13 protein-coding genes and 1 pseudogene are annotated in these 13,668 nt (G+C 71.8%); 7 read left to right on the top strand and 7 right to left on the bottom strand.

From position 1 onward, the window contains the following. Nucleotides 1–19: 19 nt before the first annotated feature. From ABZ215_RS40595 to rho, 5 genes and pseudogenes are all read right to left on the bottom strand, one after another. A pseudogene (locus ABZ215_RS40595) lies at nt 20–499 on the bottom strand (catalase-peroxidase); the annotation flags it as partial. After that, entirely contained in the window at nt 500–955 is a 456-nt protein-coding gene (locus ABZ215_RS40590) for a Fur family transcriptional regulator (RefSeq protein ID WP_020419158.1), read from the bottom strand. 346 nt (nt 956–1,301) lie between these two features. Then, entirely contained in the window at nt 1,302–2,114 is an 813-nt protein-coding gene (locus ABZ215_RS40585; protein ID WP_354956050.1) for a class I SAM-dependent methyltransferase, read from the bottom strand. An 18-nt stretch (nt 2,115–2,132) separates the two neighbouring features. Next, a complete protein-coding gene (locus ABZ215_RS40580) occupies nt 2,133–2,975 on the bottom strand; it encodes a GNAT family N-acetyltransferase (protein WP_237335035.1) in 843 nt (280 codons plus the stop codon). Nucleotides 2,976–3,028: 53 nt separating this feature from the next. After that, complete coding sequence (rho, locus tag ABZ215_RS40575) at nt 3,029–4,078, bottom strand: transcription termination factor Rho (RefSeq protein WP_354956048.1); 1,050 nt, start codon at nt 4,076–4,078, stop codon at nt 3,029–3,031. 256 nt (nt 4,079–4,334) lie between these two features. Here rho and ABZ215_RS40570 point away from each other — a divergent pair, with 256 nt between their 5' ends. The 5 genes from ABZ215_RS40570 (at nt 4,335) to ABZ215_RS40550 (ending at nt 8,577) form a co-directional block, all read left to right on the top strand. Then, on the top strand, nt 4,335–5,375 hold the full coding sequence (locus ABZ215_RS40570) for an amidohydrolase family protein (protein WP_354956046.1): 1,041 nt from the start codon (nt 4,335–4,337) through the stop codon (nt 5,373–5,375). Next, nucleotides 5,372–6,286, top strand: coding sequence for an amidohydrolase family protein (locus tag ABZ215_RS40565; protein WP_354956044.1), 915 nt, complete (start codon nt 5,372–5,374; stop codon nt 6,284–6,286). Before ABZ215_RS40570 ends, ABZ215_RS40565 begins: the two co-directional genes overlap by 4 nt. Before the next feature lie 28 nt (nt 6,287–6,314). Continuing rightward, complete coding sequence (locus ABZ215_RS40560; RefSeq protein WP_354956042.1) at nt 6,315–7,667, top strand: MFS transporter; 1,353 nt, start codon at nt 6,315–6,317, stop codon at nt 7,665–7,667. A 415-nt stretch (nt 7,668–8,082) separates the two neighbouring features. Beyond that, nucleotides 8,083–8,205 (top strand): hypothetical protein, encoded by a 123-nt coding sequence (locus ABZ215_RS40555; protein WP_354956040.1) that lies wholly within the window; start codon nt 8,083–8,085, stop codon nt 8,203–8,205. 9 nt (nt 8,206–8,214) lie between these two features. Next, nucleotides 8,215–8,577: a hypothetical protein gene (locus tag ABZ215_RS40550; protein WP_354956038.1), complete on the top strand. Its 363-nt coding sequence runs from the start codon at nt 8,215–8,217 to the stop codon at nt 8,575–8,577. A 38-nt stretch (nt 8,578–8,615) separates the two neighbouring features. Here ABZ215_RS40550 and ABZ215_RS40545 read toward each other — a convergent pair whose 3' ends face one another. Beyond that, nucleotides 8,616–9,602: a crotonase/enoyl-CoA hydratase family protein gene (locus ABZ215_RS40545; RefSeq protein WP_354956036.1), complete on the bottom strand. Its 987-nt coding sequence runs from the start codon at nt 9,600–9,602 to the stop codon at nt 8,616–8,618. Between the two features lie 15 nt (nt 9,603–9,617). Further along, the gene (locus ABZ215_RS40540; protein WP_237335040.1) at nt 9,618–10,805 is read right to left on the bottom strand and encodes a helix-turn-helix domain-containing protein; all 1,188 of its coding nucleotides are present in this window, start codon (nt 10,803–10,805) and stop codon (nt 9,618–9,620) included. A 166-nt stretch (nt 10,806–10,971) separates the two neighbouring features. On the opposite strand from ABZ215_RS40540, the gene ABZ215_RS40535 reads away from it, so the two are divergent. Beyond that, a complete protein-coding gene (locus ABZ215_RS40535; RefSeq protein WP_354956034.1) occupies nt 10,972–11,871 on the top strand; it encodes a hypothetical protein in 900 nt (299 codons plus the stop codon). Then, nucleotides 11,871–13,652: a GMC family oxidoreductase gene (locus ABZ215_RS40530; protein WP_354956032.1), complete on the top strand. Its 1,782-nt coding sequence runs from the start codon at nt 11,871–11,873 to the stop codon at nt 13,650–13,652. The genes ABZ215_RS40535 and ABZ215_RS40530 overlap by 1 nt, the downstream gene beginning before the upstream one ends. Nucleotides 13,653–13,668: the final 16 nt, after the last annotated feature.

Genomic DNA, 13,668 nt, shown 5'->3' with positions numbered 1-13,668 from the left:
ATCACGGTCTCCCACGCCTGGCGTTGTCCGGCCAGCTGTTCAGCGGGGCGAAGCGCTGCGCGCCGTCACCGGCGCCGCCGCGGCCGTCGTGGATGCGGTAGGTGCCCGCGGAGTGCCAGCTCATGCGGATCATCAGGCCGCCGTAGTGGCCGAAGTCGGCGGGCCACCAGTCCTGCGAGGTGGTGAGCACCTCCTCGATGTCGCGCTTGAGGGCGTCGACGTCGAGCTTGGCGAACTCCTTGGCGTAGTTGAAGTCCTTGCCCAGCGGGTTGCTCTTGGAGTCGTGGGCGTGCAGCACCGACAGGTCGAGCTGGTTGGGCCACCAGTCGCGGTTGGTCCGCGGACGCCCGCTCGACTTCGGGGTCGGCGAGTCGATGGCCGGGTTCTCGCTCTCGCTGCCGTGCGAGGTCACCGAGTCGTGCGCGACCGGGCACCCGGCCGCCGCCTTCTTGTCCACCCCCTGCGCGCTCGAGGGGGTGTTGTCCTGGGTGTCGCTCATCTACTTGCCTTCCGAGCTGGCGGTTTCGTTGGGAACTGCGGCGGCCGAGCAGTCGGGGCACACGCCCCAAAAGACGACCTCCGCCTGGTCGATCACGAAGCCGTGGTCGTCCGAGGCGGTGAGACAGGGGGCGTGGCCGACGGTGCAGTCGACGTCGGCGATCGCACCGCAGGAGCGGCAGACGACGTGGTGGTGGTTGTCGCCCACCCGGGACTCGTAGCGGGCGTTCGCGCCGGCCGGCTGGATGCGCCGGATCAGGCCGGCGTCGGTGAGTGCGCGCAGGACGTCGTAGACGGCCTGGTGCGAGACGGTCGGGAGGTCGGCGCGCACCAGCTCGATCACCTTCTCGGTGTCGACGTGCGGGTGGTCGCGCAGCGCGGACAGCACCGCCAGGCGGGGCCGGGTCACACGCAACGAGACAGCCCGCAGCTGCGCCTCGAAGTCCTCCGACGTCACGCGGCAGACCCTAGAGCACTTGTCTGGAACAAATCAAGTTAGGGTCCACCTTCGTGCGGGAGGGGGTCGGCCGGTGTCCGGTTCGCGCGGATCGGGCCGTGGTTCGATGGACCATGCCCACAGTCCCGACGGACCCTGACCGAGGGAACGCCGCAGGCCCAGTTCATCGGCAGTGACGAGGGAAACGCTGGCTAGCGAGCACAACTTCGCGATGACCCATGTCATGCAGGTCACAGCAATTCGAGAGCGGAGAACGCGGTCTCGCAACAGGCTCGTTCACCCGAACGCGCCCAGGACGAGGTGCACCACCTCGACGGTCTCGTCCGGACGTCTGGTTGCTCACCGCTCAAAAGCGGTAACGCAGCAGCCTGCCCATCTCGCGGAAGAGGCGGATCCGTTCGAGGACGGCGAGCTGCGCCCGCACCGTCAGGGAAGCCCGGTCCCGCATCGGCGCGGCCATTTCCGGCGCGTAGAGCACCTGCGCCAGCTCCAAGCCCGTCGCCTCCAGCTCGCGTGGGTCGGCGATTCCCCAGCGCAGCCGGGCGCCCGACCGCCGCACCACCGGGTTCAGCTTCTGCAGCCGGATGCCGAGCGGGCTGAACGCGTCGAAGATCGCTTCGCCCGTGGGCAGGTGGTTCACGATCGCCCGGAACATGGCCCTGCCCTCGTCCGGGTCGAGGTACATCGTCAGCCCCTCCGCGACGATCGCCGCGGGGCGGTCCGCCGGCACCTCCGCCAGCCAGCGCGTGTCGGTGACCGACGAGCCGATCGTCCGGTACCCCGGCCGACCGGCCGGGTACACCTGCTCGCGCAGCGCGATAACGTCCGGGTAGTCGATGTCGAACCACGCCACCTCCGGGCCCGGGTCCAGCCGGAACACCCGGCTGTCCATGCCCGCGCCCAGGTGCAGCACGGTCGCGCGCGGGTGCGAGCGCAGGAAGTCGCGCAGCAGGTCGTCGAACACCTTCGCCCGGGCGGCCACGGACAGGGTCAGGTTCCGGTTCATCCCGAACTTGCCGAAGTCGTAGTCGATGCGCTCCAGCGCCTCCGCCGCGGCGGTGTCGCCGAGCAGCGGGTTCGCCGAGCCCGCGTCGAGGGCCCGCCCGTAGAGGGTGGCCAGATTGGTGGATTGCTCTTCGGTGAACCGCACCCCGGGCATCGCTCTCCTTCAGACACTTCACAAGTTTGTGAAGATTGTACCCAGCACCGCGCGGGTGTACAGCAGCTCGAACCCCTGCCGCTGGGCGTTGTGCTGTGACCGGGACGCCGGCTGGGTCGTCACGACGGCGAAGTCACAGCCCGCCCCGGCCGCGTCGGCGAGCCGGGCGGACAACAGCGCGGTCTGCACGCCCCGCCGCCGGTAGCCGGGCCGGGTCGCGGCCCCGGTGAACTGGGCCAGGCCGTCCACCACGCACATGCTGGCGACACCGGCGACGACCCCGTCGCACAGCGCCACGTACCGACGCACGTTCCCCTCGGACAGGTCGCGCATCGCCCGCGTGAGGACCTCGCGCGAGAATTGGTGGTCCGACGGCGGATCCTGGTCGTCCGGGTGGCCGAAGCCGTCCGCCGCGACATCGAGCCAGGCGGCGAAGTCGTCGTCGCCGCTCGGCCGGATCTCCACACCCTCCGGCAGGACCCGGTCCGCGGCGCCGCGGAGGTCGCGGCCCAGCACGTTCTCGAAGGACTCCAGCCGGTACCCGCGTGCGGTGAGCGCCGCCCCGATCCCGGGATCGACGAGGTGCGCGAGCTCGACCTGCACCGGGCTCCCCACCGCGGCGAAGGCCTTTTCGACGCCCGCCAGGGTCTCCGCGTCCGGCACGCCGCCGAACCCGAGGCCGGCGACCTTGTTCAACGGCGACCCGGCCTCGGCGAAGGTCGCCACTCCCCCGGCGACGGGCAGCACGAACGCGGCCGAACCGGGCCGCTTCCGCGCTTTCTCGGTGGCTTCGGCCATCCGCCGCGCTTCGGCGCGTTCGATGCGCTCGGCCAGCGGGAAATCACAGAACAGTGCGCTCACGGCCGGGAGCGTAGCGGGCGGGCCCGCCGGAGTTCCTCCCATTTCCGGCGCGCTCAGGCCGCCGCGGGCGTGCGCAGGGTCGCCGACACCCGCGCGACGAACTCCGCGTTCGACCGCGTCGTGCGGAGCTGCTCCAGGAACTGTTCGGTGGCGCGCCGCGGATCCTGGCCGGCCAGCGCGCGCCGGACCTCCGTCATCACCGTCAGTTCCGCGGGCGACAGCAGGAGCTCGTCGCGACGGGTGCCGGACGCGAACAGGTCGATCGCCGGGTAGACGCGGTGGTCGGCGAGGGCGCGGTCGAGCCGGAGCTCGGCGTTGCCAGTGCTCTTGAGTTCCTCGAAGAACACCGTGTCCGCAAGGGAACCGGTGCCAACCAGCGCCGTGGCGATGATCGTGAGCGAGCCGCCGTCCTCGACGTTGCGGGCGGCGCCGAGGATCTTCTTCATCGGGTTCAGCGCGCCCGCGTCGACACCGCCGGACAGGATGCGCCCGGAGGCCCGTCCGGCCAGGTTGTACGCCCGGCCGAGGCGGGTCAGCGAGTCGAGCAGCAGCACGACGTCGCGCCCGGTCTCCACCAGGCGTTTCGCACGTTCCAGAGCCAGTTCGGCGACGGCGGTGTGCTCGGCCGGCGCGCGGTCGAAGGTGGACGCGATCACCTCGCCGCGCACGGAGCGGCGGATGTCCGTGACCTCCTCCGGCCGCTCGTCGGCCAGCAGCACCATCAGGTGCACGTCCGGGTGGTTGGTGGCGACGGCGTGCGCGATCGCTTGCAGGACAGAGGTTTTCCCGGTGCGCGGCGGCGCGACGATGAGCGCGCGCTGCCCCTTGCCGATCGGCGCGGCGAGGTCGAGCACGCGGGTGGTGAGCTGGTGGCGGCCGGTTTCCAGCACGAGCCGCTCGTCCGGGTGGACCGGGGTGAGCCGGTCGAACTCCGGACGCCGGACGCCGGGATCGGCGCCGTTGACCGAAATCAGTTCCTGGCCCTCCAGCAGGATCTCGTCACCGCGCCGGAGGCCGTGCGCGCGAACGAGTCCGAAGGGGACAGTGGTGCCGCCGAGGGTGGCGGTCTTGCCGTGGATGTCGAGAATGCCATGACTGGGCATGGTGGTGCTCCAAAAAGGGAAGACGGCGCGGAAAGCGCCGGAACGGGACGACCCGGACTCGCGGTTCGCGGGGAGAGGGGGTCGCAGAGGAAGGAAGGACGATCCCGCGGGCGGCTGGGCCGGCATCCGGGAGATCAAGCGGACTGTAGCCCAGACTCGGCTCACTCCGCAAGAGACAAGCTCGTCGCACCAATTTTGACGAAGAGATTGTGAACAATTTCGTCGACGGTTAGGGTACGGGGCAGCGAACGACGACGTGCGAGGAACGACCTTGATCATCGACTGCCACGGCCACTACACGACCGCCCCGCCTGCCCTCGCGGCGTGGCGCGACCAGCAGATCGCCGCGCTGGACGGCTCCGGCCCCGCGCCGGCCCGCGCCGGCCTCCGGATCAGCGACGACGAGCTGCGGGAGACGATCGAGCCCAACCAGCTGCGGCTGATGGACGAGCGCGGCATCGACGTCACGATCTTCTCCCCGCGCGCGTCGTTCATGGCCCACCACATCGGCGGGTTCGAGACCTCCGCCGAGTGGGCCGCGATCTGCAACGAGCTGTGCTACCGCGTCAGCACCCTCTACCCGGAGCGGTTCGTGCCGGCCGCGATGCTCCCCCAGTCCCCGGGCGTCGACCCGGCGACCTGCATTCCGGAGCTCACCCGTTGCGTCGAGGAGTACGGCGCCGTCGCGCTGAACCTCAACCCCGACCCGAGCGGCGGTCACTGGACCGCCCCGCCGCTGACCGACCGCTCCTGGTACCCGGTCTACGAGAAGATGGCCGAGTACGACATCCCGGCCATGGTGCACGTGAGCACGAGCGTGAACCCCGCCTTCCACACCACCGGCGCCCACTACCTCAACGCCGACACCACCGCGTTCATGCAGCTCGTGCAGGGCGACCTGTTCCGCGACTTCCCGGACCTGCGGCTGGTCATCCCGCACGGCGGCGGCGCGGTGCCCTACCACTGGGGCCGGTTCCGCGGCCTGGCGATGGCGCTGGGCAAGCCGGAGCTGGAGGAGCACGTGCTGAACAACGTCTTCTTCGACACCTGCGTCTACCACCAGCCGGGGTCGGACCTGCTCTTCGAGGTCGTCCCGGCACGCAACATCCTGTTCGCCTCGGAGATGATCGGCGCGGTGCGCAGCGTCGACCCGCGCACCGGCCACCACTTCGACGACACCCGGCGCTACGCCGAAGCCGCGAAGCTGTCCGAAGAGGACTGGGCCGCCATCCGGGAGCACAACGCCCGCCGGGTCTACCCCCGGCTGGACGCGCTGCTGAAGGGCCAGGGCCGGTGACCGCGCCCAAGACCCCGGGCTGGCTCGACTGGCACGCCGACCCGTCCACCCCGCGCTTCCGGCTGCCGCCGGGCACCGTGGACGCGCACTGCCACGTGTTCGGCCCGCAGGCGGAGTTCCCGTTCGCGCCGGAGCGCAAGTACACGCCCTGCGACGCGAGCAAGGAGCAGCTGTTCGCGCTGCGCGACCACCTCGGCGTCAGCCGCAACGTCATCGTGCAGGCCACCTGCCACGGCGCGGACAACTCCGCGATGGTCGACGCCGTGCGTGCCTCGGGCGGGCGGGCGCGCGGGGTCGCGACCGTCCGGCCGGAGGTCAGCGAGGCCGAGCTGCGCGAGCTGGACGCGGCGGGCGTGCGGGGCGTGCGGTTCAACTTCGTGCGACGGCTCGTGGACGCCGCGCCGCACGAGGCGCTGAGCACGATCGCCAGGAAGATCGCACCGCTGGGCTGGCACGTGGTGCTCTACTTCGAGGCCGCCGACCTGCCCGAGCTGGCGGGCTTCTTCGGGTCGCTGCCCGCGCCGCTCGTGGTCGACCACATGGGACGGCCCGACGTGCGAAAACCCGTGGACGGCCCGGAGTTCGGCCGGTTTCTGCGGTTCGTCGAGCGCAACGACGTGTGGGTGAAGGTGAGCTGCCCGGAGCGCCTGAGCGTGTCCGGTCCCCCGGCGCTGCACGGCGAACGCCACGCCTACACCGACGTGGTGCCCTTCGCCCGCCGCGTGGTGACCGAGTTCGAGGACCGCGTGCTGTGGGGCACGGACTGGCCGCACCCCAACCTCACCGATCACATGCCCGACGACGGCCTGCTCGTCGACTACGTCCCGCGGATCGCGGAAACCCCCGCGCTGCAACGGAAACTGCTCGTCGACAACCCGATGCGCCTGTACTGGCCCGGCGAAACCGCCTGAGCCTCCCCCTTCCCCGGAAAGGCATGCAATGCAGCACGCCAACGCGCTGAACCGGTTGAACCGGCTGCCGATCGGCCGGTTCCACAAGATGACCCTGTTCGCGGTCGCGTTCGCCTACTTCTTCGAGTTCGCCGACATCAACAGCTTCGCGACCACCGCACCCAAGCTGATCAAGCTGTGGGGCGTGACCGTCGACCAGGTCGCGTACGTGACCTCGCTGTCGTTCGTGGGCATGTTCTTCGGGTCGATCGTGGCGAGCACGATCGCCGACCGGTGGGGCCGCAAGAACGCGCTGCTGCTGACCACTGTGTGGTTCGGCGTGTTCTCGTTCGCGGCCGTGTTCTCCTGGGACATCGTGTCGCTGGGCGTGTTCCGCGTCCTGACCTCGGCGGGGCTGTCGGCGATGACGGTCGTCGCGGTCATCTACGTCAACGAGCTGTACCCGGCGGCGAACCGCGGCAAGTACCAGGCCTACGCGATCGTGATCGGCATCTGCGGCACGCCGGTGACCAACCTGATCGCGAGCGCCGTGGTGCCGATCAACGACTGGTCCTGGCGGCTGGTGTACCTGTGGGGCGCGCTCGGGGTGCTGCTGGTGCTGTTCACGCGGCACCTCAAGGAATCGCCGCGCTGGTACGAAAGCCGCGGCGACCACGTGAAGGCCGACGCGGTGCTGCGGGAGATCGAGGCGCAGGTCGCCGCGGAGAAGGGCCCGCTGCCGGAGCCGGCGCCGCCGGTCGAGGAGGCCCCGGTGGCCAAGGCGCCGCTGCGGTTGCTGCTGCGCAAGAAGTACCTGATGCCGACGCTGCTGCTGACCGTCCTGTGGGTGACCCAGACGATCGGGTTCTTCGGGTATTCGAGCTGGGCGCCGACGCTGCTGGCCAAGGAGGGGTTCAGCGTCGAGAAGTCGGTGTTCTACGTGGCGCTCACGACGGTCGGCGCGCCGCTCGGGTCGTACCTGGCCGCCCTGGTCACCGACCGGTTCGAGCGCAAGTGGTGCCTGGTGGTGTTCGGCACGGTCATCGCGCTGTGCGGGCTGTGCTACGGGCTGACGTTCAACCCGCTGCTGATCGTCGTGTTCGGGTTCCTGGTGAACCTGTTCGAGCGCGGCTACACCGCACTCGGGTACGCGTACTCGCCGGAGCTGTTCGACACCCGCGGCCGCTCCCTGGGCACGGGCGTGTCGTACGGCCTGGGACGGCTGTCGAACGCGGCGGGGCCGCTGATCGTGTCGTCGCTGTACACCGGCAGCGGGTACCAGGCGGTGTTCCTGTTCATCGCGGGGACCTGGATGGTGGGCGCGGTCGTGCTGGCGATCTTCGGGCCACGCACCCGGCCGGCGAAGACCAAGTCGCGAAAGGCGGAGTCGGCCGAGGTCTGACCGGCGACGGTCAGCCGGTTGCGGCTCGCCCGCACCCACGAGCGCGACTTCCACTAACCCATGTCTCAGGCCGGCACCCACCGAACACCGCATCAGCGTGGCGGCGAAACCCCCTTCCGTTCGTGCTGCTCGGTGTGGTCGCCGTCCTCATCGGACTGACCGACCACCCGCCACACGGGACGGACGTGCTGTACGCCGCGTTCGGGGCCGCTCTCGCGGTGGGCTTGGTGGTGGTCCTCGTGGTGCGGTGGGGACGGGCCGTGCGCACGCTCCGGCTGCTCGCCGATCCGCGAACCGCTTATCAGGGAGATCGAGCGCGCTGCCACTCCACGTCACCTCGGCCGCTCCGGGGAAGGTCCTGGCCGGACTTCCCGGTGGTGACGAGTTCGCCCGCGCGACCCTCACCCTGTGCTCATTGCCCCGGTCCTCGGTGATGCGGCGTCTGCGCCTGCGCACGGTCGCGTTCGCGGCCGTCGTCGCCGCGGGGGTTGCGCTCGAAGGCGCCGCGGCCGTCCTGATCGGCGGGGCCCTGCCGTAGGTGCTGGCGGTGCCGGTCCTGCTCGCCGTCGCGGCCACGGCGCTCTGGCGGGCACGCGTCGCGCACGTGGTGCGGCTGCTCGCGGCCGGGCCGTGGACCTCGATCACCGCCGCGACCATGGCCACCGAGGTCGACGGCGGGCCGGTGTCCGGGTGGGTGGTGCTCCCGGACGGGCTGCGCGGTCGCTTCCACATCGAGCACTGTCCGCCGGACGTCGCGGCCGAGCTCCTGCGGCGGCGGCGGTTGTGGGTCGCGGGCGAGCCGCGTCCGGGCGACGTCGCGGTGGGCCTCCCGGAGGGCGACACCGTCGCCGTCGCCTGGCTCGCCGTGAAAGACCGGCGCGCAACCCAGCCCGGTCACCGGCGCTCCTGACCCCGCACCCGGCCCGCGGCGACGGCACGCAACGCCGATCACCCCCGCTTCTGATCCCCGAACGGCTCGTCCCGCTCCCGCACCGCCGCGCGGAAACCCTCCGTCCGCGCCCGCTCCTGGAAGGCGTAACCCTGCCGGGTGTGCCGGGAGATCCCATCGAACACGGTGCTGATCATCGCCGAGTTGTGGATGCCCTGCGTGGTCAGCGCGCTGTTCAACGCCAGTTTCACCATCATCAGCTGGTTCACCGGCAGCAGCGCGATCCTGGCCACCAGCGCCTCGGTCACCTCGTCCAGCCGGTCCGCCGGCGCGGACTCCACGGCCAGCCCCCACTCGGCGGCCTGCCGCCCGGTGATCAGGTCGCCGGTGAAGAGCAGCCGCTTCGCGCGCTGGTCGCCGAGCCGGTGGGCCCACAGGCCGGTCGCGGGCACGCCCCACACGCGGGTGGGCGGGTAGCCGATCCGGGTGTCGTCGGCGGTCACGATCAGGTCGCAGTGCAGCGCGATGTCGGTGCCGCCCGCCACGCAGAACCCGTGCAGCTTCGCCACCGTCGGCTTGTTCGCGTGCAGCAGGCTGGCGTAGCCGCGGTTGAACCGGCTCATCAGCGCGTAGTCGGCCATCGGGTCCCACTGCCGGGACGGGTCGTGGTTGCGTGCCTGCGCCGCCGCGTCCAGCACGGTCCCGGCGCGGTCCTGGCCTTCCGGCGCCGCACCCTGCTCGGCGAAGATCGACAGGTCGTAGCCGCCGCAGAAACCCTTGCCCCGCCCGGAAACCAGGATCACGTGCACGCGCGGGTCGAGGTCGGCGCGTTCCACCGCGGCGGCCAGTTCGAACGGGGTGTCGGCGGTGATCGCGTTGCCCCGCTCCGGCCGGTCGAACGTGATCCGGGCGATCCGCCCGGTCACCTCGTAGGTCAGGGTCCGGTAGTCCCCGGCGTGCTGCCCGGGCTCGCCGAACAGCGGGTCCGGCCCCTCGGTCCACCCGTCCCGCCACGCCGCGGGACGCGAGCCTGCGTCATCGGTCATCACCCGACCGTAGCGTCAGCCGCGCACCGGCAGCAGCCGCACGACCTGCAGCGCCGTCGCCAGTTCGGCGACCGCCTTCGGATCGCCCAGCCCGCGGCCGGTCAGCTCCTCGACCCGCCGCAACCGGTAGCGCACGGTGTTGGCGTGGCAGTAGAGCCGCTTGCCCGCCTCCGCGGCGGACCCGGCGCAGGCGAACCACGCGTCGAGGGTGTCGACCAGCACCTTCCGGTCGGCGGGCGGCAGGTCCAGCAGCGGGCCGAACACCGTGCTCGCGACCCGCTCGGCCTCCCCGGGCGCGGCGGCGATCAGCACGGCCACCGGCGCGTCGTCCCAGGGCGCGACGTCGGCCCGCCCGGGCGGCAGGGTGCCCAGCGCCAGCCGCGCGAGCCGCAGCGCCCGCGGGGTTTCCCGCAGGTGCGGGTAGGCGGGGCTGAGCCCGATCCGCGCGGTGGCCCGGCCGCGCAGCAGGTCCGGCAGCCGCTCCCCCAGCGAGGGGTACGGCAGCGCCAGCACGCCGATGTGCTCCTCGGGCGAGAGCCGCCACGCCGAACGGATCCCGCCCGCCCGCAGCCGCGGCTCGATGCCGACCAGAGAGCGTTTTCCCAGCTCCGGGTTCTCGGCGGCCACGACCACGAAGCAGCCCTCGACCGGCAGTCCCAGCGTCTGCGCGGCCTCCCACAGGGTGTCCTGGCTGCCGAGCACACCGGTGAACAGCGCCTCCACCAGCATCGACCGCTCGTGCTCGCGTTCCAGCATGATCTGCGACGCGGTGTCCCGGTAGGCGTCGGCCATCGCGTCGGTGTAGGTCCCGACCAGCCGCCACACCGTCGCCGCGAAGTCGACCAGAACCCGGTCGTCCACCTCGGACGCCCGCGCCTTGGCCACCAGCGCGTCCCACAGGTGCGCGAACCCGACGCGGTAGGCCCGCACCACCTCCGGCAACGGGGCACCCTGCTGGGCGCGCTCGCGTCCGGTGGCCCACGGCGCGGACAGGTCGGGCGCGTGCTCGCTGACGAACTGCCGCAGGATCAGCTCGGCGTTGTCCCGCACCGACTGCCGAAGCGACCCGGCGGGCACCGGATCCCCGGCCTGGTAGAGCACGACCTCGCGGCGGATGCGTTCGGAAACCGCGTCGGCGAGGTCGTCGAGCTCGCCGAGCAGTGCGGTGACCAGGGCGTCGATGCCCGAGTTGTCCGTTGGCACCCCGGCAGCTTAAATGCGCCCGCTTTGTCCCCCGCCACAAAACCCCGCGGTGGTGAGTTGTCGCCGGGGACATGGGCTGCGGTGAACGGTTCACCGAGGATTGCGCCATCCGGCGCAATCCCGGCACCGCCGCCGGGCACGCGCCGCCCACCACAGGAGAACATCGATGCCACACGCTGACAACGACGTCGGCCGCCGGGCCTTCCTGGCCAGGATCGGGGTGCTGGGCGCCGCGGTCGCCGCCGGGAGCCTGCTCCCCGGGACGGCCACGGCCGCACCGCGACCGGTCCGCGCCGCGGGCCTGACCGACGTGGTCGCCGCCCTCCGCCCGGTGCTCGCCGAACTCGCGCGCGACACCCTCAACGGCCTGGTCGTGATGACCTGCCCCGGCCCGGACGCCTACTCCCGCGCCCAGGGCACGCCACGCACCGAACCGGGCGCGCTGGAGGCCAGGGCCACCGACTTCCTGATCAAGGCGCTCGACGAGTACGTCCCGTTCCCGGACCAGCTCGCCACGCCGCTCACGCAGAGCCTCGCCACCGGGCTGTCCGGCACACCACTGCCGTCCACGCTGCTGGACCTGCCGCTCAGCAGCGTGCGGACCCTGGACGCGGCCCTGCGCACGCTGCTGGAGAACGACGACACCCTGCCGCTGTCCTCGGTGATCGCGATGCTGCTGAACCTGGTCGCCACCGAGGTGAACCCGCTCGCGCTCGGCGGCGCGTTCCTCTCCCCGTTCGCGCGGCTGTCCTACGCCGACAAGTGCCGCGTCTTCGAACAGCTCGAAGGCCCGCACCCCGGCCTCGTCGCGCTGCTGGACGCGAACCTGCCCGAGCCGCTCCGCGCCTCGGTGTCCGGCGTCCTGCGGTTCGTGGCCGGCGCGGTGCTGGAGTTCGCCTCCTACGGCAGCAGCTGCGAGTGGGCGGTGTTCGACCGGGCCACGAAGACGATCAGCGCCCGCCCGGTCGGCTGGCAGCTGTCCGGCTACCAGCCGCACGGCGTGGTGCACGGCTGGGACGACTTCCTCGGGTACTACCAGGGCCGCACGAAGGTGGAGAACGTCTGATGCGTGACGTCATCGTCATCGGCGCCGGGGCGGGCGGCTCAGTGGTCGCCAAGGAACTGGCCGGCCGCGGCCTGGACGTGCTCGTCCTCGAAGCGGGCGGGTACGCCGACCCGGAGACCGACTGGACCCACTACGAGAACGACGCGAACAACCCGCTCACCGGCTTCATGCGGTTCGGGCCGGCGGACCGCACCCGGCCGGCGTGGTTCCGCGAGACCCCGCAGAACTCGCTGCTGTGGCAGCTGGCCGGGGTCGGCGGCACCACGCAGCACTACTTCGGCAACTCGCCGCGCGCCTACCCGGGCGTGTTCGCCGGCTACGACGGCCGCGACGCCGGGGCCTACGACACCGCGCACCTGTTCCCGTTCACCTACGCCGACCTGGTGCCCTACTACGAATGGGTCGAGGCCACCCTGCCGGTGCACACCGCGGCGATGGGCACCAAGGAGTCGGTGTTCTTCCGCGGCTGCGAGAAGCTCGGCATGGCGCTGCAGACCACGAAGACCACGACCGGCGACTCCTACCGGCCGCAGGAGAACGCGATCCTGCCGCCCGGCGGCACCGCGGGCCGGTTCAGCGGGCACGACGACCCGCGCGTGCAGTGGCCGCTGGCCACCGGCTGCACCTTCTGCGGCTACTGCTTCCAGGGCTGCAAACACCCGGCGGGCGCACCGCGCACCATGGCGGCCAAGCGGAGCGCGGACAACTCCTACATGCCGATGGCGCTGACCGCCGACGCGTGGTCGCCGCACGGCAAGCCGGTCTCGCTGGTCACCGACGCGTTCGTCACGCGCATCCGGTCCGAGCAGCGCGGCGGCGAGACGGTCGCGACCGGCGTGTCGTGGCGCTCGGTCACCACGGGCGAGGAGCACACCGAGGACGCCCGGGTGGTGGTGCTGTCCGCTGGCTGCACCGAGAACCCGCGGCTGTGGTTCAACAGCGGGCTGCCCAACCCCAACGACTGGGTCGGCCGCGGCTACACCGACCACTACTTCGACTGGGTGATCGGCCTGTTCGACGACTACACCGGGTCGACCAAGGGCGCGGCGTCGGCGGCGCGGGCGGACTTCCCCGGCCGCGGCGGCATCATGAACGTCGGGCTGCCGCCGGCGATCCAGCAGTTCGCGCTCACCTTCTCCGACAGCGGGATCCGCGGGCAGTACGGCAACGGGCGCGGTTTCACCGGCCCGTGGGACGGCCCCACCGGGCGGCTGATGGGCGAGGAGCTCAAGGAGGTGCTGACCCACGGCGCGGACCGGTTGTTCAACATCCTGGTGATGACCGACGACGACGTCGAGCCGCACAACCGGGCGACGTTGTCGGCGCTGCCCGCGGACGAGCACGGGCCGGTGGCGAAGGTCGAGGTGCGGCAGCGGGCGCGCTCGGCGCGCACGGTGGCGAACCGGGAGTTCCTGGCGCGCAAGGCGGTCGAGGTGGTCCGCGCGGCCGGGGCGCGGAAGGTGTTCCGGATCGACTGGCCGCCGCTGATCCTGCACGTCCACTCGTCGATGCGGATGGGACCGTCCGAACGCGACTCGGTGCTGGACGACGCGGCCGAGGCCCGCTGGGTGCGGCGCCTGTTCGTCGCCGACAACTCCGCGCTGGCCAACGCGCTGGGCGGCCCCAACCCGACGCTGACCAGCCAGGCCGTGGCGACCCGCACGGCGGAGCAGATCGTGCGGCGCTACTTCGGCGGCGACGGCTGGGTGCGCACGGAGTCGCCCGTGGTGTCCACGGACGCCCGCGTCACCCGGCGATTCGCGCAGGTGGCCGCGGCCTGAGCGCGGCGGCCGCCGG

It is taken from the genome of Amycolatopsis sp. NPDC006131 (assembly GCF_040614175.1).
GTDB classification, from domain to species: Bacteria; Actinomycetota; Actinomycetes; order Mycobacteriales; family Pseudonocardiaceae; genus Amycolatopsis_E; species Amycolatopsis_E tucumanensis.
Note: the sequence above shows the minus strand (reverse complement) of the source record. Positions and strands in the feature narration are given on the sequence as shown.

Bases quoted from the DNA above. Each gene is read 5' to 3' on its own strand.
- ABZ215_RS40585 (WP_354956050.1), bottom strand. From the start codon at position 2,114: ATGCCCGGGGTGCGGTTCACCGAAGAGCAATCCACCAATCTGGCCACC.
- rho (WP_354956048.1), bottom strand. From the start codon at position 4,078: ATGCCCAGTCATGGCATTCTCGACATCCACGGCAAGACCGCCACCCTC.
- ABZ215_RS40560 (WP_354956042.1), top strand. From the start codon at position 6,315: ATGCAGCACGCCAACGCGCTGAACCGGTTGAACCGGCTGCCGATCGGC.
- ABZ215_RS40545 (WP_354956036.1), bottom strand. From the start codon at position 9,602: ATGACCGATGACGCAGGCTCGCGTCCCGCGGCGTGGCGGGACGGGTGG.
- ABZ215_RS40535 (WP_354956034.1), top strand. From the start codon at position 10,972: ATGCCACACGCTGACAACGACGTCGGCCGCCGGGCCTTCCTGGCCAGG.
- ABZ215_RS40530 (WP_354956032.1), top strand. From the start codon at position 11,871: ATGCGTGACGTCATCGTCATCGGCGCCGGGGCGGGCGGCTCAGTGGTC.